The sequence below is a fragment of the Streptomyces sp. NRRL F-5135 genome (genome assembly GCF_000719775.1).
Classification (GTDB): Bacteria; Actinomycetota; Actinomycetes; order Streptomycetales; family Streptomycetaceae; genus Streptomyces; species Streptomyces hebeiensis.
In genome coordinates, this window is sequence record NZ_JOHR01000023.1 from 18,969 (window position 1) to 40,660 (window position 21,692).

A 21,692-nucleotide genomic window follows, 5' to 3' on the forward strand; every position below is an offset into this window, starting at 1 on the left:
CCCCCGTCGGCCCCCGCCGCCGACATGGCGAGGGGCCGGGCGTTCATCCGCCACCCGGCCCCCTGGTGCGCGACGTTCAGGTGTCCCCCGCCTCGTTCACGGCGCGGTGACCGTCCAGTCGCCCGCCGGCCGGGACTCGGTGCCGTCCGCGGCCACCGCCGTCACCCAGTAGTAGGACGTGGTGCCCCGCTTCGCGCGGGTGTCGAAGTAGGAGAAGGCGCCGCTGCCCAGGTCGGCGATCTTCTCGTACGCGGCGGCCGCGCGGTTCCAGCGGTAGACGCGGTAGCCGCCCGCGGCCTCCGGGGAGGACTCGCCGAGGCCGTTCCACCACACTTGGTTCCCCTCGTCGCCCTCGGCCGGGTCCACGGTGACGCGCAGCGGCGAGCCTTCGGGCGTCGGCACGCTCGGGGTCATGTCGAGTTCGGTCGCGGTCACCGCCTCGGCCGTCCCGGTCCACTTGAGGGAGGAGTTCCAGGCCGCGTCGACGGCGTCGATGAAGAAGCAGGCGTCGTCACCGTCGGGGAGGGTGGTGTACGCGTACGAGGTGGTGTCGGCCCACAGGTACTCCACCTCTCTGCCCATACAGCGCTGCTCCTCCTCGTCGCCGAGCAGCTCGCCCTTGTACACGGTGTACCGCGCGAGGTCGGCGGCCGGATTCGCGTCCCACCGCAGGGCGAAGCCGTACTCGGTCGGGGTGACGGTCAGCCCCGTGACGGGCGGCGGCGGGGTGAGGTCCCTGCCCGTGCCCTTGACGGCGGCGGACCGCCCGGACTCGTTGCCCGCCTTGTCGAGCGCGGTGACACGGTAGTAGTAGGTGACGCCGTGGGCCGCGGAGGGGTCCTGGTACGAGGCCTGGTTCGCGGTGCCGATCCTGGCGAACGCGCCGTCCGCCGTCGCCGCCCGGTACACGCGGTACGAGGCCGCCCCCGTGACCGCTCCCCAGCCGATCCGCAGTCCGCCCGTCCCCTCGGCGGCGGTCAGCCCGGTGGGTGCGGCGGGCGCCGTGCGGTCCACGGTGGTGACGGCCTGGTCGGCGGTGCCGGCCGATTCGTGGCCGGCCTTGTCGTAGGCACGGACCTCGTAGTAGTAGATGTCGCCCGTCGCGGGCACCGCGCTGTCGGTGTAGGACGTCGACGTGGTCGTCGCCAGGGGCTTGGTGCCGTAGGAGGCGCCCTTCAGACGGCGGTAGACGCGGTAGCCGGCGAGGTCCATCTCCTTGTTCTTCGCCCACGTCATCCTGGTCCTGCCCGTGGTCCTGTCGTACGTCGTCGACGCGCCCGTCGGCGTGAGCGGCTTGACCTTGTCGACGGTCGCCGAGGTGCGGGGCGCGTAGGAGAAGCTCACCTCCGCCTTCCCGGTCCAGTTGACGAAGTCGACGCGCAGGCTGTGCCGCCCCGGCGGGACGGTCACGTTGACGGTCTTCTTCTGGGTGGTGGAGACGTTCTTCCAGAGGTCGACCTTGCGGGCGCCGTCGAGGTACACCCGGATTCCGTCCTGCGCGGTGACCGGCAGGGCGAAGGGGCCGCCGGAACCGAAGTCACGGGTGACCGACCAGCGGACACCGAAGTTGTCCTTCGGCAGGCCGGAGGCGGGGGCGCCGGTGCCCCACTTCTCGTTGATCGCGCTGTCGCAGTCCGTCTTCTTCGGGGTGCCGGAGAAGGCGGTGTTCGCGAACAGCTGCCTTTTGTAGACCGGCGAGGGGCAACTGACAGCGGCCGAGGCCGGCGTGGCCACGGTGAGCAGGCCACCGGCGGTGGCGAGCGTGGCGGCGGCCGCGGTCGTGCGTCTGGCTGGGTTCATTCGGTCCTCTGGTCGGGATTCCGGGCGGCCTCGGACAGCCGCACGTGATCACGACTCGTCCGAACGCGCTTTGGTTGTACGGGCCTTCGTCCGCCGGCGCCCGGGGCGCCACCACCGCGCTTTCGCGTCGCAGCGGGCCGCCAACGCGCTCAGGGACACAAGAGGTGCCGCTCAGGCCGTACGGGAAGGGCGACGACCACCTCATCCGCCACACCAGTAACGCAGTGAGCCCGAACGGTCACACACGGCTTCCGTCGGGTGCTTGGATATTGGCCCGGCGTGGGGAGCGCCGCGTCGGAGCGGAGGGGGAGCCATGCGGAACGAGGAGTGGACGTGGACCGGCCGGCAGCGCGCCGGAGCACAACGGTGACCGGGCGCAGACCGCCCGCGCGGCGGCGCGCTCCCGCGACGCGGCGACGGGGGCCGGTGCGACGGGGGCCGGTGCGACGGGGGCCGGTGCGGCGGGGGCCGGTCCGGCGACGGGGGCGAGGACGGGGCAGGCAGACCGCTCAGGTCGAGGGCATCGGCCTGCTGGTCGTCGCGGCGGCCGGGGTGTACGTCGCCGTGGCGGCGCTCCAATGGCTGGTGGCGCACTGGTGGGTGCTGGTGGTCCTGGCCGTGGTGGCCGGCGGGGCCGGGGCCGCCTGGGCGCACTGGCGCGGGCAGCGCGCCCAGTGGGAGCGGGTGAGGGAGCGGGGGCTGCGTTACCAGCTGTCCCAGCTCGACGCCCTGCACCACACGGAGTTCGAGTACGCGGTACGGGACCTGATGCGGCGGGACGGCTGCCACGACGCGGTCCAGGTCGGCGGGCGCGGCGACAACGGCGCGGACGTGAAGGCCACCGACCCGATGGGCCGGCGCTGGGTCATCCAGTGCAAACACCGCAGGGCCGGCTGGTCCGGGGCCGCGGTCGGCACGCCGGACCTGCACGTCCTCAACGGCACGGGCCGCCAGCTGCACGGCGGCGACGTCATCGTCCTCGTCACGAACGGCCGCTTCAGCGCGAAGTGCCCGCCGTACGCGAAGTCCCAGCGCCTGCACCTGGTCGACCGGCACCTGCTGGGCGAATGGGCGGCGGGTTCCCGGCCGTTGTGGGAGATCCTGGACCGCCTGCCGCCACCCCGCAACCCCACCGCCCTGTCCTGACCGGCCGGCCCGCTCCGGGCAGGCCGGTCACCGACACGCATGATCGACGCCGTACGACGGGCCGCGCCAACGAGGGCCCGGTGGCCGAGCCCTCGCCGGCACGCGGCGCGGCCCCGGCGCCGAGATGAGCGCCGAGGGCCAGGGAGACCAGGCCGACGAGAACGGCGGCGGCGAGCAGGGCGGCGGGCGCGCAGTCGACCCACTCGGCCCCGGTCCCCGGGACGGCCCGCCCGGCGCCCGCGACGTCCGGCACGCTCACCACGCCCCCGTGGGACGGAAGCAGACGGCTTTGCCGTACCGCCCGAAGCGCACCTGGTACCCGTCGGCGAGTGCGTGCACGAGCTCCAGCCTCCGCCCGCTCTCGCTGTCCGGCGCCGCCACGCGCCGCCGGGGCACGACGTACGCCTCGTCCCACACCTCGACGGTCAGCGAGCCCAGCACCCGTACCCGGAACGCGTCGCCGACCGCGTGCACCACGGCGTTGGCCGCCACCTCGCCCACCAGCAGCTCGCACGCGTCGCACAGTCCGGGGTCGGCCCCCTGCCCGGCGTAGACCTCTCTCGCCCAGCGCCGGGCACTCCGTACGGACCGCGGTTCCCGGGCGAAGACCGCCTCGGCCAACAGGGTTTCACCCTCGGGGATGTGCTGCCCGTCTGTGCGCATGACGCCTCCCATGCCCGGCCGCCGAGCGACCACGCCAGTGAACACGCACCGCGACACATCACTTCCGGTACGTGACAGCGAGCATGGTGCGATCGCACCCGCGATCGCAACTCAGCTCCCCGGATTACACCCGGACGTGCCACCCTCCGGGAGCTTCGCGCTACTCTGCGCAGTGGCCGTACGAGCATCGAAGGAGGGGACTCGTGGCCGTCAGCACCGCCGCGATGTTCGCCAGGCAACGCTTCGGCGAAGCCCTCAAGCGGGCGCGGCTCGCAGCCCGGACGAATGGCGGCGCAAGGATCAAGCAATCAGACGTAGCCGCCGCGTTCGGACGTCGCTCCATCGACCGCGTGTCCCGCCTGGAGCGCGGTCTCGCCTGGCCCGAGGCGGATGAGTGGCGCACCCTTCTGCGCGTACTGAACGTTGACGCGGAGACGCGAGCACGGCTGAGCGCGATGCGCGACCAGGGCATGTCCATCGCCGAGGCATGGTGGACCGACTTCGATGGCGAGTTTCCCGAGTCGCTCATTCAGTTCGTGGCATACGAAGACGCGGCACGCACCATCTCGACATGCAGCGGACAGACACTCCCCGGGCTTTTGCAGACCGCCGAATACGCACACGCCCTCACACGCACACAGGCCGGATCCGTCCTCACGGAACACGCGGTGGAACGATCCGTGGAGCTACGCGCCATGCGGCGTTCCATCCTCGACAAGGATCCGCGGCCGACGGTCGAAGCACTGTTCAGCGAAGGTGCTCTGTGGCAACGCGTCGGCGGCGCCGATGTGATGGTGCGGCAGATCGACTCACTCTTGGCGGACGCCTCCGAGCGCGACGTCGTGATGCGCGTCGTGCCCTACACCGCGAGCGCGCCGCCCGTGTACATGTTCCACCTCCTCGCGTTCGGCGAGGACGAGAAGCCGATCGCGGCGGTGGACTCGATGACGGGCATGACCTTCAGGAAAGCGCCTCGGGAAGCTCGTGAGGTCCGCGAGTTCCGCCAGTCATTCGATCGCTTGCGGAGATCCGCACTCTCGCCGGAAGAATCGCTCGACAAGATGACCGCGATCAGGAAAGAGCTGTCCCGTGGCTGACAAGAGCACCTTGAAGAACCAGATGGTTCCCGACACCGCATGGACCAAGTCGGCACTCTCCGGCAACGGAAGCGGCAGCGACTGCCTGGAGGTCGCCAGACTCGACGGTGGCTGGGTCCTTCGGGATTCCAAGAACCCGGGCGACAGGATCTGGCTGACGGACGCCGAATACACGGCGTTCTGCGGCGGCGTCCAGGCCAACCAACCGGGCCTCGTGCCCGGCCCGTAGGACGAATCCCCAGCTCTTCACAGAACCCCGTCATGGAACCGATAGCCGTGCGATCGAAGTACGCGTGCATCCGCTCAGGAGAGGCCATGCGCTTACGCTTTCTCGGGATCATCCCGAACACCCTGACACCGACTCACCGACGATCTGGATCGACGAGGAGTCGGGCGATCTGCTGATCCAGTCCTACAAAGCGACCAAAGAGGAGGTGAATGCATGCCAGGAGATCGGCTCGATTCCCGGGCACTCCACGGACATCCCGGATCACGAAACAGTCATTCGGCTGCCGAAGGTGATGCGCCAATTCCTCCCCCGTCACGACAGTGAGTTCAGCCATGACGAACCCCGTGCTTGAAGGGCTGGCCAGAGCACGTCGCTCCGCCGTGCACTTGGAGATGCGCGACGCCTACCAGCCCAGGGATCCGGATTTCATAGCATGGCAGCAGGGCAAGCGACTTGACCCCGACGACCGGTCGTCATGGTGGCGTCCATTCCTCGACGTGGTGGTTGAGACAACGGGCCGCGGCGTCGAGATGCGCCGGGCGCGGATCGTTTCGGAGCCGGTGACCGAGTACATCAAGTATGAGTACGACGTGACGTTCCCCAACGTGGCAGCAGGGGAACTCGTTCGCTGGTTGCCCAGGCGCAATGCGGCCGATATTCCCCTCCCGGGAACTGACCTGTGGATGTTTGATGGCTCATCGGTACTGTTCACCTATTTCTCCGGGATCGGCGAGGTAGTTGACCGGGAATGGCGTACGGAACCTGCCGTAGTGGCCCTGGCCAGCACGGCTTTCGAAGCGGTGTGGGAACGGGCCACTCCCCACGAGGCGTTCAAACCGGTCTGACTCACCATGGCCGTCTCACGTTCGTCAAGCGTCCAGCAGGCCCGGCAAGCGCTCGCCGGCCGCCTACGGGAGTTGTACAGGGATGCCGGCCTGGACGGTAAAGCTCTCGCCGAGGCATGCGGCTGGCACCCTTCCAAGGTGTCCCGCATCTCCACCGCGAAGACGTCGCCGTCCGCCGATGACATTCGCGCATGGTGCCGGGCCTGCGGCGCCGAGGAACACGCAGAGGACCTGATCGCTTCTCTGCGGGCCGTTGAAGGCATGTGGGTGCCGTGGCAGCGGATGGAACGTACGGGGCTGCGGCGCGCCCAGGAAGCCCGGTTGCCGCTGTACGAGCGCACCCGCTGGTTCCGGTCCTACTCGCCAGGCCTGGTTCCGGGGCTGGCCCAGACTTACGGGTACACGGAAGACGTGCTGCGCGCGGTCCAACGGAGGCGGGTGCGGGTCGATGACGTGGCGAGCGCCGTGGCAGCGCGCATGGAACGTAAGAGGCTGATGTACGACGGGCAACGACGATTCGCGTTTCTGATCGAAGAGTCGGTGTTGCACAACGGGATCGGCAACGCCGGTACACAGGCTGAGCAGCTTGAACACCTGCTGACCGTCGCGGCGCTGCCGAATGTCAGCGTCGGCGTGATCCCCGCCTGCCTCGGCCGGGCACGGATGCCGGTGGAAGGTTTCTGGATTTTCGATACCGCTCAAGTCAACGTGGAACTCGTCTCCGGTTACCTGACCATCACCCAGCCGAGCGAAGTAGCCATGTACGCACAAACGTTCACCGAACTGGCCGACGCGGCGGTCTATGGCGTCAAGGCCCACTCGCTGATCACGAGGGCTCTTCTCTCGCACTCGTAGTCCGTGCGCAATCGCGTGCAATCGACTGTGAGCCGGCTGTGCTCCCTCCCTAACGTGGTCGTCACCCGGATAACGCTAGGGGACACAATGAGCGAGCCCACGAGATACGCGATGCCGCCCGTAGAACTCCCGTTGAGAACGGACGAGGAGCCGAAGCCCGTTCCTCGTTGCGGAGTGTGTGCGGCTCTGGCGAAGCAACGAAAGGACGGGAGGGCCCGGGGAGACTGGTCGATGGTCTCGGACCTGAATGTGGAACTCCGTCATCACCCGCACACAGGACGGTCTCCGGAGTGACCAACCGAGCCGATATCGACAGATTCGACACGAGCACCTTCTCTGTCACTGCGCGGCAGGGGCGGGAAACCGAAGCATGTGCACGTCACCGGGTGGAATGCCCCACGGTCCGGCCGCCCCCTGGTGACCGGACCAGAAAGGAGAACGTACGTGAGCATTGCCCACCCCGAGCGCGTTGACCACTACGCGTCGCGCACCCCGGACGCCGACGGCTGGCGCGGCATCCCATTCCGGTACCCGTCCGACATGCAGATGGACGGCGGGAAGCACGACGGTGGTCCCATGCCGCCCGAAGCCCCCCGAGACCCACAGCCCAGCGGCGGGGACGGCGACGAGTAACCCACCCCTGCCTGAAGAATCGCCCCCGTCCGCGCACTGCTCTGTGAGCGGACGGGGCCCTGTGCCTCACCACTCTTGTGTCCGGCGATGCGTAAGAGAGCACCCGCCACACCGGACGCCCCAGGGCCATACGCCCGTCGCCCGTGGCCGCCACGACGGGACCGATCCGCGCCGGGAGCGGTTCTTCGGCGACCAGTTCGCCGGCATCGACCACTTCCCGTTCGCCAGTACCGAGATCAGCCTGATGGCCGTGCACCCGCGGATCCTGACCTGGCCGAGGCCCTGCTCGGTGAGGAGTCGATCCAGATCTACGAGGCCGTGGCCTGGGCGAAGTTCGCCGGGGCGAGCGACTACGACCAGAACATCCACACGGACTACCGTCCTGCCGCCGTGACCTGGGGCCAGTGACGTGGCTGGGCGTATGCGGCGGTGGAGAAGGAGTGGTACCGGTTCGTCTCCCGTGCCGGCCCTCGCCAGTCGCAGGTGTTCGGGTTCCGCCGCCGGGCCACCCGTACTGGACTCCGCAGACGCTGGCCGGCATGTCTCTGCGGTACCCGGATCTCGACCTTTCCGCCTGGGCCGACGCCGCCGGTCAGAAGTGAAGGGAACGCGGCTGAGGGCTAGGCAAGGACCTTACGAGCTGTGGTCGACAGGGCGAACGTTGCCTGACGCGGCTAGCCCTCGCGCCGCAGACGGCGCCACAGCCGCGTACGCCGGCGTCGTGCCGATCGCTGTGGCCTCGCACCGTAGCCCGCCCTCTCGCGACCGGTCCACCGCGGATCGTCGGGGGAGGCGATCGGCGCCCGGCGGTCCACCTGCGCCCGGATCTCGTGGTGGGAGTCGTGCGAGGTGATACGCATGGCCTCCTCGTAGGAAGCCAAGGCCCCCTGGAGGGCCGCACCCGCGAGCCCGCGGCGACGGATGACGCCTTTCAACCAGGTGAGGAAACCGACGACCACGGCCAGGCAACCGGTCGCGACCAGATACGGCACCACCTCAGCCATGGGACCTTCCTTCGCCGGGCCTGTCATCCGTTCGTCTGACACACACGATGCCCGCGTCCAAGTCCACCCGCAACGGCGGACTCTGCGGCTCGGTTCTCTTGCGTCCGGTGTTGCGTTGAGAGCACCTGCCCACACCGGACGCACCCGAAGCCCCTTGCCCGCCGCCCCGGCTCCGGAACCGCCCCAGGGCCCGCCCCCGGGGCCTCCACACGTCACCCCGGCGTGAGCCGCGGCCCGCCCTGCATGGGTCTGGCCCCGCCCCGGGCCCGCCGCCCCCGACAGCCCCCGTCAGCCCCCGTCAGCTGCCCGCCGGGCGCCAGTTCCGGGCCCGGCCGCGCGGGATCACCACCGCGCCCGCGGCCACCAGCAGCACCAGCCCGCCGCCCACGGCCGCCACCACCAGAGCGCGCGTGCGCGGCTCCGTCGCGGGCGGGGGCGGGACCACCGCCCTCTCCGGCTGAGGTGTCGCGCCCCTGGCGTCGGTCAGTACGGCCGTCAGCGCGGCGTACGGGTCGAGCCGGGGCGGCGACGCCGGGTACGCCGCCTCCGTCAGCCTGCGCGAGACCTCGGCGGCCTTCAACTCCGGGTAGCGGGCCCGTACCTGCGCCGCCGCCCCCGCGACGTGCGCGGCGGCGAACGAGGAGCCCGAGCCGATGAAGTGGCCCGAGCCCTTGGGACCGATGCTCACCACCGCGTCACCGGGCGCCGCCAGGTCCGCGCCGCTCACCAGCGGCGCGTTGGTCGGCCGCCCGCCGTCCGGGCCGTAGTCCATCACCGCCAGCACGCCCGGCGCCGCCGCCGGCCAGTACCAGGGCGCCGGCTCCGTGTTCCTCGGCAGCGCGTCCGGCGCCACGGGGGCCACCACCAGCGCGTCCTTGTCGCTCGCGTACTCGACCGCGTCCGTCAGCTGCGACTTGCCGCTGTCCAGGGCGACGGCGACGTAGATGACGGAGACGCCCTCGTCCGCCGCCTGGCGTATCGCGTCGGCGACCTGGCCGGCCGTGGTCCCGCCGCGCTCGTCCGTGCCCCGTACGGCCAGGATCCGGGCCTGCGGCGCCAGTCCCGCCGGGCCCCCGTCGTCGCCGGGCCGCGCCGCGATCAGGCCGGCCGCGAAGGTGCCGTGCCCGACGCAGTCCTCGCCGGCCGCCCCGAGCGCGGTCACCCGCCCCGACAGCGCGGGCGCCTGCTCGGCGACTCCCGTGTCCACGACGGCGACCGTGGTCCCGGCGCCCTGGGAGAGCGGCCGGGAGCGGTTCGCGCCCAGAGCCCCCAGGGTCCAGGGCTCGGCCTTGGCCTTCTCGCTGGACACCGAGACGCAACTGTCGTCCTCCGCCAGGACGGAGGTCACGACGGGCAGTCCCACGGAGTCGGCCGCGGCGGAGGCGACAGGCAGGGCCCCGACGGCGCCCAGCGCGGTGGGGATCACGGTCATCAGCAGGGTGGCGGCCACAGCCGAGGCCCAGGGGCGGCGGCGGGAGCGAACTCGGGCACGGGGCATGGCGCGCATGATAGGCGCCGCGCCTGACGGCGCGTCGAGCGGGACGTGGCCGCGGTCGGCGAGGGAACGTACGAGAGGCGCGCGAGCGACCACCGGCCTGGCGTACGGTGGCGTACGGCACACCGTCCGGGCGCACCGTCCGGCACACCGCCCCGGCGCCCCGCCGCCCGCCGGCCCCTGTGACCTCGTCGTGGACTCATCGTGTACTGATCCGCACACGTCCGATCTCATCAGATCTCATCCGAACTCGTCCGAACTCGTCCGTCCCTCCTGGAACATCGCCGCACCGGTCCCGTAGCCTTCACCGCGTGCGCACAGCCGTACGTACCCGGACGCGAACCAGTCCCCTGCCGGCCCCCTGGGTGGGAGAGGCACGCGGCGGCGGCACCACAACGAGGAGGATCGAGCGTGTCACGGCAGTTGCTCAGGGTCGGGTCGGAACAACCGGACAGCTTCCGGACGATCGGTGATGCCCTGGACAAGGCACGCACGGGTGCGGTGATCCGGGTCCACCCCGGCCGCTACCCGGAGAACCTCACGGTCAGGACCCGGGTCACCATCGTCGCCGACGGCGAGCCGGGCAGCGTCGAGATCTGCCCGCGCCGGGGCACCGCCGTCGTCCTCGTCGCCGACGCCGTCATGCTCACCGACCTGACCCTGCGCGGCGGGAGCGAGGACCTGCCGGTGGTCGACGCGCCGCGCGGCCAGGTCGCGATGGACGGCTGTACGGTCATCGGCTCCGGCTGGACGGCCGTCCTGGCCCGCGAGTCGGGCTCGGTGGCCATGCGCGACTGCCGGGTCAGCAACCCGAAGGGCGCCGGCGTCGTGGACTCCGCGCCCACGGGCAGCGTCATCGCCGGCTGCCTCATCGAGAACCTCGGCACCTCCGGCGTCGTCATCGGCGCGGAGGCCCGCTCGACCGTGAAGGACTGCCGGATCCGCGACGCCCGCGCCAACGGCGTGCTGACCTCCGACGAGGCGCAGGGCCTGGTGGAGGACTGCGACATCTCCGGTACGGACAAGCCGTCCATCGCCCTGGAGGGAACCAGCGGCACCCGGGTCGTGCGCACCTCGGTGCACGACACCTCCGTCGGCGTCTACATCACCAGCACCGCCCGCCCGGTCCTGGAACACGTCACCGTCACCGACACCTCGGGCCCCGGCATCATGCTGGCCGCGAGCGCCGACCCCGAGTTCCTGAACTGCCGTACCTCACGCACCAAGGGCAGCGGCCTCGCCGTCACCGAACGCTCCCGGGGCACCTTCCAGGACTGCGAGTTCGACACCGCCGCCGCGCCCGCGATCCGGGTGATCAACTCCAGCGCGCCCACCCTGACCGGCTGCGCGGTGCGCGACTGCGCGGACGCGAACGGTGCCGTGCTGCTGGAGGAGGAGTCGTCCGCGGAGTTCGACGACCTGCTGGTCACGGACGCGGCCGGCACCGGCATCCGGATACGCACCGGCGCCAACCCGCTGCTGCGCCGCGCCCGGATCACCTCGCCGGGCGGCCACGGCGTCGAGGTGATCGAGGACGGGCGCGGCCGGCTGGAGCACTGCGAGATCGACCGGGCGGGCGGCGCCGCGGTACGGATCGCCTCGGGCGGCAACCCCGACATCCGCGACACGGTCATGCGGGCGGCGACCGACGCCACCGTCTCCGTCGGCTCGGAGGGACGCGGCACCCTGCGGGACTGCCGGATCGAGTCCGCCGCGGCCGGTGGCATCACGGTGGACAACGGCGGCGAACTCTCCGTCCTGCGCGCCCACATCACCGACTGCGGCGCCCACGGGATCCTGCTCGCCAACGGCTCCCGCGCCACTCTCACCTCCTCCCAGGTCATCGGCAGCGTCGGCGACGGCATCCGGATCGACACCGCCGAGCCCGTCACCGTCACCGGCTGCACCGTCCGCGACAACCGCGGCGCGGGCCTGAAGCAGACGAGGGTCAACGAACGGCTCACGGTGGAGGACCTGAACAGCGCCGGCAACGTGGCCGAGGACGCGTGGGGCGACACCCTGCCGCTGGACGCCGCGAACGGCAAGGCCGGTGACTCGTCCAAGGAGCCCGAGGGCCCGCTGGAGGAGCTGGAGGCGCTGGTCGGCCTCGCCGAGGTCAAGAGCCAGGTGCGGACCCTCGTCAACCTCAACCAGCTCAACCAGCGCCGCGCCCAACTGGGCATGCCCGTCCCCCAGATGAGCCGCCACCTGGTCTTCTCCGGCCCGCCCGGCACCGGTAAGACCACGGTGGCCCGGCTGTACGGAGGCATCCTGGCCAATCTGGGCGTGCTGCGCTCCGGGCACCTGGTGGAGGTCTCCCGGGCCGACCTGGTCGCGCAGGTCATCGGTGGTACGGCCATCAAGACGACCGAGGCGTTCAACGAGGCGCTCGGCGGCGTGCTGTTCATCGACGAGGCGTACACGCTGCTCTCGGACAGCAAGGGCTCCGGCGCCGACTTCGGCCGGGAGGCCGTCGACACACTGCTGAAGCTGATGGAGGACCACCGCGACGACGTGGCCGTCATCGCCGCCGGCTACACCGGCGAGATGGACACCTTCCTTTCCTCCAACCCGGGCCTGGCCTCCCGTTTCACGCGCACCATCGAGTTCGCCAACTACTCGGTCGACGAGCTGGTGACGATCACCGAGAACATGTGCGCGGGGCACCGATACGAGCTCGACCCGCGGACCCTGGACGCCCTCGCCCGGCACTACGAGCGCATGCCGCGCGACGCCACGTTCGGCAACGGCCGGGCGGCCCGCCGGGTGTTCGAGGAGATGGTGGACCGGCAGGCGTCCCGGCTCGCCTCCATGACGAACCCGGCGGAGAGCGATCTCACCCTCCTGCTGCCCGAGGACGTGGGGGCGGACGCCGGCACACCGGCGGACGACGGCCCCGGCTCCGAGGAACTGCTGGCCGAGCTGCACGCCATGATCGGCCTCACCGCGGTCAAGAACGAGGTGACCGCCCTGGTCAACCTGCTCACCGCGGCCAAACAGCGCAAGGCCGCCGGGCTGCCCACCCCGAGGATCAGCAACCACCTCATCTTCTCCGGGCCGCCCGGTACGGGTAAGACCACGATCGCGCGCCTCTACGCGGACCTGCTGCGCTCCCTCGGCGTCCTGCCCAAGGGCCAGCTGGTCGAGGTCGCCCGCGCCGACCTGGTGGGCCGCTACGTGGGTCACACCGCGCAGCTCACCAAGGAGGCGTTCGAGCGCGCCATGGGCGGTGTGCTGTTCGTCGACGAGGCGTACACGCTCACCCCGGAGGGCGCGACTTCCGACTTCGGCCGGGAGGCCGTCGACACGCTGCTGAAGCTGATGGAGGACCACCGCGACGAGGTCGTCGTCATCGCCGCCGGCTACACGCGCGAGATGCGCCGCTTCCTCGACTCCAACCCGGGTCTGGCCTCGCGGTTCTCGCGGACGGTGGAGTTCGAGAACTACTCCACGGACGACCTGCTGGAGATCCTGTCCAAGCAGGCCACCGGCTACGGCTACGACTGCTCCCCGGAGGCGATGACGGCGCTGCGCGGCTACCTGGACTCCCTGCCGCGCGACCACGCCTTCGGCAACGCGCGTACGGCCCGCCAGATCCTGGAGGGCATGATGACCCGCCAGGCGGGCCGGATCGGCGCGATGTCCGCGCCGGGCCTGGACGACCTGCGCCTGCTGCTCCCGGAGGACCTGCCCCCGGAGGCCGCGGCCCTGCGCCACTGACGAGCGGTCGGACCGGTCCGTCGCCGGACCGGTCTCCGCGTTCCGTCAGTCGTGGTTGTGGGTGGACGACGTGTCGGCCGGCGGGATCGAGCGGCCGCCGTCCCGGCCGGTGAGGACGACGGCGAGGATCGCGACGGCGATGGCCGCCACGGCCAGGCGTCCCGCCAGGCGCAGGCTCCAGGCCGGCCGGCCCCAGCCGCCCGGGGTCGCGGGCACCGGCCGGGACAGCCGCTCGGAGCGGCGCGCCGGGCGCAGCAGCCGGGCCAGCAGCAGTGCGGCGATGGGGAGTTGCAGCAGCCAGATCGTGGTGCGGAACCAGCCGTCGTACCAGACGTTCGTTCCGTACAGCAGGGTGTGCCACACGCTCAGGACGTAGACGACGATGACGAAGCGGTGCAGCACCCGCCACGTCTTCGGCCCGATGCGGTGCCTGACGTAGAAGAGCAGGCCGAGCGGAACGGCCAGGTAGAGGGCCGCCTGGCCGACCGGGATCGCGATCTGGCCGGTGCCCGAGTCGTAGCCGCCGGGTACGAACGCCTCGACGAAGGCGGTGTACAGCCGCGCGTGCCAGCGCGCGGTGTCGTGGCGGACGAGTTCCGCGGCGAACAGCAGGGCGTGGGCGGCGATGAGGGCGATCGTGTTGAGGCTGGTGGTGCGGTGGAGGCGTTCCAGGCGCGGCCCCGACAGGGGCAGCCGTCCCGGCCGGGGTCCGGAGAGCAGGAGGCCGAGAACGACCGTCACCCAGGCCCACAGCAGGGCCGCCCAGCCGAACGCCTGGCTGAGGAAGTACATCCAGAAGCCCTCGACGTCGGCCATGAACGGCATGACGGACACGGTCGACGACGTCTTCGCCCGAATGCGGGCCAGGAGGAGCGCGAACACGGCCGCGGTGACCACCAGCGCGACCAGCCCGTCCGGTAACGACGCCTTCAGGTCCGACCTGAGCGTGGTCCGCGCGGGGCGGCGTTCCGTGCCGGTGGCGGCCGCGCCGACCGCTTCGGGAGCGTCCGCGGACGTCGGATCATCGCTGGGCGCGGAGGTGTCGCCGGGCGCGGGGCGCTCGCTGGACATCGGGGTGTCGCCGGGCTCGGATGCGGCGGACGCTGGGGGCGGTTTCATGGGAGCGGCCTTCTCGATGGCGCCGGTCGGCGAGTGCGGGTGTAGGCGAGGTACGGATGTACGCGGGTACGGATGTACGCGGCTACGCGTGTGCGGGAGTGCGGGAGTACGGGTAGGGACGTCACCCAGCAGTCGGATCCAGCGCGCGGAAAGTTCCCCCGGTCCGGCTGTGACATGAATCACACACCTCCGAGTGTCGCTGTATACGCGCCGAAGACCTGACGTATCCGGACTGCGGACCCTTTTCCGAGGCCCTGTCCGGACTGGCACGCTGACCCCCATGGGAGCCGGAACCGCACTCCGCCTCACACGCACCGCGGTCTTCGCGGTCGTGTGCGTCTCCCTGTCCGGTCTCGGCCACGCGCTCCGGTCCCCGGCGCCGCTGTCCCCCTCCGTCCTGGCTCTCGCCTCGCTGGCGGCGGGCTGGGCCGGCTGGTGGCTGACCGGGCGGGACCGCGGGGCACGGGCCGTCGCCGGCGTCTGCGCGGCCGGGCAGATCCTGCTGCACGCCCTCTTCACCTCGGCCCACGCGTTCCCGTCGGCCGGCGCCCAACAGACCATGGGCGGCGCCTCCGGAGAGTCCCACGCCCCGATGACGATGGCGCACGCCCCGGCGGGAACGGGTGACGGTCCCGTCGATCTCATGGCCCTCGTCACGGCCTTCGCCTCGGCCTTCGACAGCCACGCGCTGCCCCCCGGCATGGCGGCGGCCCACGTGGTCGCCGGCGCGCTGTGCGGCTGGTGGCTGTGGCGCGGAGAAGCCGCCGTCCATCAACTCGGCCGGTGCCTGGCCGTGTTCGTCGCGGCGCCGCTCCTGCTCGCCTGGCGCGCGCTGTCCCACGCCCGGATCGCCCCGCCGCGGCCGCGCGTTCGCGCACCGCGCCGCCCGTCCCGCCGCCCGCGCCACCTCGTGGTGCTGTGCGCCGCCGCCCGCCGGGGCCCGCCTCTTCTCCCCTCCGCGTAAACACCGTTCGGCGGCGCCCCCGTGGCCGTCCGCCCACGAACTCCGCTGTACGGCCGTGAACCTGGCCGCGCGACCCCGCCACTTGGCCGCGCATCCCCTCGTCGGCCGCCCAGGCACCCGTCAGGCACCACGTCAGGCCGCCCGTCAGGCACCCCACGACGCGCCCCATGACGCACGCCCGCCTGCCGCTGCCTGCCCACACACCCGCCGGAGCCCTACGGACAGCACCGCGGCCCGCCGCCCCCCGGCGTCGCGACCGCGGCACGTCCGGCGCGGCTCCGCGAGGACGCGAAGGACCTTGTGCGATGTGCCCTGCCCCCGTGCCGTCCCCCACCGCCGCGAGGCGTCTTTCTCCGTACCCCGCGAGACCGAGGCCCCCCGCCCCGGCGCCGGACCCGCGCGGGTCCCGCGGCGGCCGGCACGACGCCCAGGTCACCGCGTGGGCGCTGGCGGCGGGAGGCGGCGACCGCGAGGCCGCCGAACGTTTCGTACGGGCCACCTACGGCGATGTGAAGCGGTTCGTCACCTACCTGGACTCGCTGAGCGCCCCGGGCCGTCCGAGCGTCGACGCCCCGGCGGCCGACGACCTGGCCCAGGAGACCTATCTGCGGGCCCTGCCCGGCCTGGCGGGGTTCGCGGGCCGGTCCTGTGCCCGCACCTGGCTGCTGTCGATCGCGCGGCGCGTCGTCGTCGACCGTCACCGCGGCGCCGCCGCCCGCCCCAGGCTCGCCGACGCCACCGACTGGCAGGCGGCGGCCGAACGGTCCCAGGCCCGCCACCTGCCGGGCTTCGAGGAGGGCATCGCGGTCTTCGACGCACTGGACACGCTGGACCCGCCACGGCGGCAGGCCTTCGTCCTGACCCAACTGCTGGGTCTCACCTACGCGGAGGCCGCCCACGCCGTCGGCTGCCCCGTCGGTACGGTCCGCTCCCGGGTCGCCCGCGCGCGACGCGACCTGACGGGGATATGGCGGGCGGACGCCGGCCCCGCCCACGACGGACCCGCCGACGACCGGCCGGACAAGACCTGAACCGGAAACGCTTTCACCTACGCGAATCGAGGCTGTGGCGGTATGCACTGGTACGAGGACGACGGATTCTGGTCGGACTTCTCCGAGACGATGTTCTCCGGGCGCAGGCGCGCGGAGACGGCCGCGCTCGTCGCCCGGTCGCCCCTGCTGGACTTCGCCCCCGACTCCCGGGTGCTGGACCTGTGCTGCGGGCCCGGTGTGTATCTGGTGCCGCTCGCGCGGCGCGGCTACGCCGTGACCGGGGTCGACCTCAGCGAGGTCATGCTGGAACGGGCCGGGGCCGCGTGCGCGGACGCGGGGGTCGAGGTCCGCCTCGTACGGGCCGACATGCTGACGCACGTCGAGCCGGAGTCGTACGACGTGGTGCTGAACGTCTTCACCTCGTTCGGCTACTTCGACGACCCGGGCGACAACCTCCAGGTGCTGCGCAACGCACACGACTCGCTGGTGCCGGGCGGGCGGCTGGTGATCGATGTGATGGGCAAGGAGGTGCTGGCGGGCTGGATCGGCCGCCCGCAGCTGGTCGAACTGGACGACGGGGGCTACGTCGTGCAGCGCGACACCGTCCTGGACGACTGGTCCCGGTTGCGTACGGACTGGACGCTGGTCCGCGGCGGGACGGCGCGTGAGGCGTCGATCACCTCGTTCCTCTACAGCGGCGCGGAGCTGCGCTCGCTGTTCGAGGAGGCGGGCTTCACGAAGGTGGAGTGCTACGGCGACTTCGACGGCTCCCCGTACGACCAGCGCGCACGGCGCCTCATCGTGTCCGGTGTCCGCGAATCCGCCACAACGGCAGGAACCGCCACAACCGGCGTAACTGGCGTAACCGGCGGAACCGTCGCTCCCGGCGAGGAGGAGCGGTGAGACCTCCGGCCACGCCCGTACGCGCCGGGGCCGCCCCCGGCACCGGCACCCCCGCCACCGCCCTCGTCCACGAGCACGTCACCGACGCGATGAAGGCCCCCGACCTGCTGCGACTGACCGACAACATCGTGCTCGCCCGGTTCGAGACGATGAAGGTGTACGCCGCGCTCGGCGCCGTCCGTACGCTGCTCGCGCGCGGGACCGTCAGCCCCGGCCAGACGCTCGTGGACAGTTCCAGTGGCATCTACGCCCTCGCCCTGGCGATGGCGTGCCACCGCTACGGCCTGCGCTGCCACATCGTCGCCTCCACCACCGTGGACGCCACGATGCGCGCCCAACTGGAGATACTGGGCGCCACCGTGGACCAGATGCCACCGTCGCGGAGCCTGCGGCTCGACCAGGAGCGGCGGGTGCGGCGGGTACGCCGGCTGATCGCGGAACGGCCCGGCACGCACTGGATGCGGCAGTACCACGACGCCGTCCACTACGCCGGGTACCGGGAGTTCGCCGACCTGGTCGACGCCGCGCTGCCCGGCGTGCCGCTGACCGTGGTCGGCGCCGTGGGCACCGGGGCGTCCACCGGCGGCCTGGTCCAGCCCCTGCGCGGGCGGGGCAGGCCCGTCGCCCTGACCGGGGTGCAGCCCTTCGGCAGCGTCACGTTCGGCAGCGAGGGGTTCAACGACCCGGAGGCGATCATCGCGGGGATCGGCAGCTCGATCCCGTTCGACAACGTCCGCCACCGCCTGTACGACACCCTGCACTGGGTCGACTTCCGGCACGCCATGGCGGGAGCCGTCGCCCTGCTGCGCGAGCACGCGGTGTTCGCCGGGCTGTCGACCGGCGCCGCGTTCCTCACCGCGGCCTGGGAGGCCCGGCACCACCCGGAACGGACCCACCTGGTCATCGGCGCGGACACCGGACACCGCTACACCGAACGGGTCTTCGCCCGCCACCGCGAGGCACTCGACGCCCGCGCGCTGGAACCCCTGCGGATCACCGGGCTCGCCGACCTCGCCATGCCGTGGTCCGTCATGGACTGGAGGAGACGGGACCACGACGTACGCCCGCCGGCCGATCATCCGCCGACCGATCACCCGCCGACCGAGGAGGACCGTACCCCGTGACCATCGCCGCCCTGGAAGCACTCACCTTCGGACTGGGAAGGCTGGCGGAGGCGGCCCGGAACGCCGGGCACCGGCTGTGCCTGCTCACCCGGGACCGCGCCGTCTACCGGCACGAACTGGCCGGGCTCCCCGCCGACGCCGTCGACATCATCGACGTCGACACCGACGACCCGGCCGCGTGCGCCGCCGTCCTGTCGGCGCTGCCCGGCCTGCGCGGGCTGATCAACTCGACGGACACCTGGAGCGTCCCGGGCGCCGGCCTCGCGGCGGAGCTGGGTCTGCCGGGCCCCGATCCGGCGGCCGTACGCCTGCTGCGCGACAAGTACCGCGTACGCAACCTCCTCCACGAGCACGGACTCAGCCGCGGCCGGGCCCTCGCGCTCACGGCGGATCCCGCCGCCGCGTCCGACGTCCTGCGGGAGACGGGGCTGCCCGCCGTGCTCAAGGACACGGCGGGCACCTCCTCCCGTAACGTCTGGCTCGTACGGGACGAACACCAGCTCCACGACGCGCTCGCCGAGGCCGCTCAACAGACCCTCAGGGGAAGCCTGTTCGCGGAACCGTTCCTCGCCGGGCCCGTGTACAGCGCGGAAACGCTCAGCTGGGAGGGGAGCACCCGGCTCCTGGGCGTCCTCAGCCGGCAGCTGTCGCCCGAGCCCCGGGTCCGTGAGGAGGCCGCGGCGTTCCCGGTCGCGTTCCCCGCCCCGGACACCGCCCTCCTCCGGGACTGGGTGGGACGGGTCCTCGAGACGGCGGGACACGACAGCGGCTTCGCGCACGTGGAGTTCATCCTGACCGCCGAGGGCCCGGAGCTGGTGGAGATCAACCGGCGCATCGGCGGGGCGCTCGTCGGCGAGGCGCTGTGCCGCGCGCTGGGCACCAACGTGTACGACGCCATGGTCGACACCGCGCTCGGCCGGCGCCCCGCCCTGCTGGACGCCCCGGACCCCGCCGGTCCGGCCCCGGGCCGCACCGGCCCCGCGGGTCCCGAGGGTCCCGAAGATCCCGCAGGCTTCGCGGGTCCCGCCGATCCCACGGGTCCCGCCGGTCCCACGGGTCCCGCCACCGGTTTCGTGCTGATCTACCCCGACCGGCCCGGCACCCTCACCGGCTGGACCGGCCTCGACACGCTCGCGGCCTTCCCCGGCGCGCCCGAGTGGTACCCCACCGCCGCTCCCGGGGATCGCGTGGAGCACCTGACGGACCAGCGCGGCTGCACCGGGATCGTGCTGGCCGAGGCGGAGACGGCGGAGCTGGCGCTGCACCGCGCCCTGAGCGCGGCGGGAAGCGTACGACCGCTCGTCGCCGCCGACGGCGGGGAATGACCGCGCCCGCCCGGTCCACCCGCGACCGCCGACGTCCCTGCGGCCCTTGGCGTGCCCGTTGGCGTGCCCGCGGCCCTTGGCGTGCCCGCGACCGGTTCACCGGACCGCAGCGCTTCCTGCTGGCCGGCTCGTTCCTCATCACCCTGGGGAGCTTCGCCGTACTGCCCTTCATGTCGGTGCTGCTCCACGAGCGGCTGGGCATGCGGCTCGGCACCGTCGGCGTGGTGCTCGCCGTCGCCTCCCTGGTGCAGTTCTCCGGCGGGACGGTGGGAGGCGCCCTCGCCGAGCGCATCGGGCTGCGGCGCACCATGCTGCTGGCCCTGGTGATCCGCACGGCGGGTTTCGCGGCGTTCCTGCCCGGACTCCGGAACGCGTACGTCGCCGTCGCCGCGCTCTTCCTCGTGTCCTGCGGCGCGGCGCTCTATCTCCCGGCGAACAAGGCGTACTTGGTGCACGGGGCCGCCGAGGCGCGGCGCCCGCTGCTGCTGTCGGCGAGCGGCTCCGCGCTCAACGCGGGCATCACGCTCGGCCCCCTCGCCGCGGCGCCCTTCGTCCTGAGCGCTTCCGCCGGTCTCTTCGCCACCGTCGCCGCCCTGTTCGCGGCCGTCACCGCGGGACACGCCCTGCTGCCGGCGGAGCGCCGGGCGACGCACCCGGCCGGCCGGCCGGAGCACGAGAACACCACACCGGAGCACGAGAACACCACAGAGGGCGAAAACACCACAACACCCCCCGTCCGGCGGTGGAGGACGGCGCTCACCGGCCCGGCCGCGACGCCGTTCGTCATGACCGTGCTGAGCGTCTACCTGTTCATGTTCTTCCAGCACTACCTCGCCCTCTACGCCGTGCCCAGGACCTCGACGACGTACTACGGTCTCGTCCTCGCCCTCTACGCCCTCCTCCTCGTGGTGGCCCAGCCCCTCCTGTCGGACCGGATCGCCCGCCTGGGCTACCCCCGCGCCCTGCGGCTCGGCTTCGCCGCGATGGCCGCCGGCATGGCCACGATCGCCCTCGGACACCACGCGGCAGTCCTGGCCGGCGCCCTGCTCGTCTGCTGCGGCGAGATCGTCCTCTTCCTCAAGAACGACCTCGAAGCCCTCGCCCGCTCCCCGCGCGCCCCCGCCGTGGTCTTCGGCCGCCAGCGCCTCGCGGCCGGCCTCGGCGCCTTCGCCGCCGGCGTCGTCGGGGGCGAGGGCTACCAACTGGCCGAGCGCACCGGGCGTCCCGGCCTCTTCTGGCTCGCGGTGGCAGCGCAGTGCGTCGTGGTCCTGTCCGTGCTGCCGAGGGTCCTCCGTGTCGGACACCGCCTCTACCATGGCTCTGCGCGACCGGACGGCGAAGGGAAGACAGAGCCATGCGGCGGCTGGGCGATCTCGAGGCGGAGATCATGGAACGCCTGTGGACCTGGGGCCGCCCGGCGACGGTGCGGGAGGTCGTCGACGACATCAACACGGTACGGCCGGTGGCGTACACCACGGTGATGACCGTCACCAACATCCTGCACACCAAGGGCTGGCTGCTGCGCGCCAAGCAGGGCCGCGCCTGGCTGTACACCCCGGTGCGCAGCCGCGAGGCGTACGCCGCCGCGCTCATGGAGGACGGCCTGGGCGCCAGCAAGGACCGCCCCGCGGCGCTGGTCCACTTCGTCGAGAACATGACCGACGACGAGGTCACGGCCCTGCGGGAGGCCCTGCGGAGCGTGGACCGGAAGAGCGTGGACCGCGACGACGGGCGCCGGAAAGCCGAAGGCCGCCCGACCGAGGGCCGACAGGCACCGG

Annotated in this window: 18 protein-coding genes and 2 pseudogenes; 15 read left to right on the forward strand and 5 right to left on the reverse strand. The window is 72.1% G+C overall.

The window, feature by feature from the left end; all coding sequences use genetic code 11:
• Nucleotides 1-96: 96 nt before the first annotated feature.
• Entirely contained in the window at nucleotides 97-1,800 is a 1,704-nt protein-coding gene (locus IG02_RS0130770) for a fibronectin type III domain-containing protein (RefSeq protein ID WP_030755236.1), read from the reverse strand.
• Between the two features lie 456 nt (nucleotides 1,801-2,256).
• Here IG02_RS0130770 and IG02_RS0130775 point away from each other — a divergent pair, with 456 nt between their 5' ends.
• Entirely contained in the window at nucleotides 2,257-2,946 is a 690-nt protein-coding gene (locus IG02_RS0130775) for a restriction endonuclease (protein WP_030755239.1), read from the forward strand.
• A gap of 255 nt (nucleotides 2,947-3,201) precedes the next feature.
• On the opposite strand, the gene IG02_RS0130780 is transcribed toward IG02_RS0130775, so the two are convergent.
• Entirely contained in the window at nucleotides 3,202-3,609 is a 408-nt protein-coding gene (locus IG02_RS0130780) for an ATP-binding protein (RefSeq protein WP_158712399.1), read from the reverse strand.
• Nucleotides 3,610-3,812: 203 nt separating this feature from the next.
• Between IG02_RS0130780 and IG02_RS0130785 the strand changes: the two genes are divergently transcribed.
• The 6 genes and pseudogenes from IG02_RS0130785 to IG02_RS0130810 all read left to right on the forward strand — a co-directional run bounded on the left by IG02_RS0130785 (nucleotide 3,813) and on the right by IG02_RS0130810 (nucleotide 7,268).
• Nucleotides 3,813-4,706: a helix-turn-helix domain-containing protein gene (locus tag IG02_RS0130785; RefSeq protein ID WP_030755246.1), complete on the forward strand. Its 894-nt coding sequence runs from the start codon at nucleotides 3,813-3,815 to the stop codon at nucleotides 4,704-4,706.
• Nucleotides 4,699-4,935, forward strand: a complete 237-nt coding sequence (locus IG02_RS0130790) for a DUF397 domain-containing protein (RefSeq protein WP_030755249.1) — start codon at nucleotides 4,699-4,701, stop codon at nucleotides 4,933-4,935. Before IG02_RS0130785 ends, IG02_RS0130790 begins: the two co-directional genes overlap by 8 nt.
• A gap of 86 nt (nucleotides 4,936-5,021) precedes the next feature.
• A pseudogene (locus tag IG02_RS37100) lies at nucleotides 5,022-5,287 on the forward strand (hypothetical protein).
• Complete coding sequence (locus tag IG02_RS0130800) at nucleotides 5,268-5,780, forward strand: DUF6879 family protein (protein WP_030755252.1); 513 nt, start codon at nucleotides 5,268-5,270, stop codon at nucleotides 5,778-5,780. Before IG02_RS37100 ends, IG02_RS0130800 begins: the two are co-directional and overlap by 20 nt.
• Before the next feature lie 6 nt (nucleotides 5,781-5,786).
• Entirely contained in the window at nucleotides 5,787-6,635 is an 849-nt protein-coding gene (locus IG02_RS0130805; protein ID WP_030755255.1) for a helix-turn-helix domain-containing protein, read from the forward strand.
• Between the two features lie 444 nt (nucleotides 6,636-7,079).
• Nucleotides 7,080-7,268, forward strand: coding sequence for a hypothetical protein (locus tag IG02_RS0130810; RefSeq protein ID WP_234314974.1), 189 nt, complete (start codon nucleotides 7,080-7,082; stop codon nucleotides 7,266-7,268).
• 674 nt (nucleotides 7,269-7,942) lie between these two features.
• Here the strand turns inward: IG02_RS0130810 and IG02_RS0130820 are convergent.
• Nucleotides 7,943-8,272 (reverse strand): hypothetical protein, encoded by a 330-nt coding sequence (locus IG02_RS0130820; RefSeq protein ID WP_037804766.1) that lies wholly within the window; start codon nucleotides 8,270-8,272, stop codon nucleotides 7,943-7,945.
• A gap of 298 nt (nucleotides 8,273-8,570) precedes the next feature.
• Nucleotides 8,571-9,779, reverse strand: a complete 1,209-nt coding sequence (locus tag IG02_RS0130825; RefSeq protein WP_078854966.1) for a S8 family serine peptidase — start codon at nucleotides 9,777-9,779, stop codon at nucleotides 8,571-8,573.
• Between the two features lie 399 nt (nucleotides 9,780-10,178).
• Here IG02_RS0130825 and IG02_RS0130830 point away from each other — a divergent pair, with 399 nt between their 5' ends.
• Nucleotides 10,179-13,487, forward strand: coding sequence for a right-handed parallel beta-helix repeat-containing protein (locus tag IG02_RS0130830; RefSeq protein ID WP_030755268.1), 3,309 nt, complete (start codon nucleotides 10,179-10,181; stop codon nucleotides 13,485-13,487).
• Between the two features lie 45 nt (nucleotides 13,488-13,532).
• Here the strand turns inward: IG02_RS0130830 and IG02_RS0130835 are convergent, their stop codons facing one another.
• Nucleotides 13,533-14,558: a ferric reductase-like transmembrane domain-containing protein gene (locus IG02_RS0130835; protein ID WP_030755271.1), complete on the reverse strand. Its 1,026-nt coding sequence runs from the start codon at nucleotides 14,556-14,558 to the stop codon at nucleotides 13,533-13,535.
• 328 nt (nucleotides 14,559-14,886) lie between these two features.
• On the opposite strand from IG02_RS0130835, the gene IG02_RS0130840 reads away from it, so the two are divergent.
• The 7 genes and pseudogenes from IG02_RS0130840 to IG02_RS0130870 form a co-directional block, all read left to right on the forward strand.
• Entirely contained in the window at nucleotides 14,887-15,570 is a 684-nt protein-coding gene (locus IG02_RS0130840) for a hypothetical protein (RefSeq protein WP_030755274.1), read from the forward strand.
• 305 nt (nucleotides 15,571-15,875) lie between these two features.
• Nucleotides 15,876-16,601, forward strand: coding sequence for a sigma-70 family RNA polymerase sigma factor (locus tag IG02_RS0130845; RefSeq protein ID WP_420707809.1), 726 nt, complete (start codon nucleotides 15,876-15,878; stop codon nucleotides 16,599-16,601).
• 42 nt (nucleotides 16,602-16,643) lie between these two features.
• Nucleotides 16,644-17,465 carry a class I SAM-dependent methyltransferase gene (locus IG02_RS0130850; protein WP_078854968.1) on the forward strand — a complete coding sequence of 274 codons (822 nt, stop codon included), beginning with the start codon at nucleotides 16,644-16,646 and terminating at the stop codon, nucleotides 17,463-17,465.
• A gap of 89 nt (nucleotides 17,466-17,554) precedes the next feature.
• The gene (locus IG02_RS0130855) at nucleotides 17,555-18,589 is read left to right on the forward strand and encodes a pyridoxal-phosphate dependent enzyme (RefSeq protein ID WP_078854971.1); all 1,035 of its coding nucleotides are present in this window, start codon (nucleotides 17,555-17,557) and stop codon (nucleotides 18,587-18,589) included.
• Entirely contained in the window at nucleotides 18,586-19,914 is a 1,329-nt protein-coding gene (locus tag IG02_RS0130860) for an ATP-grasp domain-containing protein (RefSeq protein ID WP_030755285.1), read from the forward strand. Before IG02_RS0130855 ends, IG02_RS0130860 begins: the two co-directional genes overlap by 4 nt.
• Nucleotides 19,911-21,395: an MFS transporter gene (locus IG02_RS39960; protein ID WP_234314975.1), complete on the forward strand. Its 1,485-nt coding sequence runs from the start codon at nucleotides 19,911-19,913 to the stop codon at nucleotides 21,393-21,395. The genes IG02_RS0130860 and IG02_RS39960 overlap by 4 nt, the downstream gene beginning before the upstream one ends.
• Nucleotides 21,302-21,622 (forward strand): annotated as a pseudogene (locus tag IG02_RS0130870) (BlaI/MecI/CopY family transcriptional regulator); the annotation flags it as partial. The gene IG02_RS39960 and the pseudogene IG02_RS0130870, both read left to right, overlap by 94 nt.
• Between the last annotated feature and the right edge of the window lie 70 nt (nucleotides 21,623-21,692).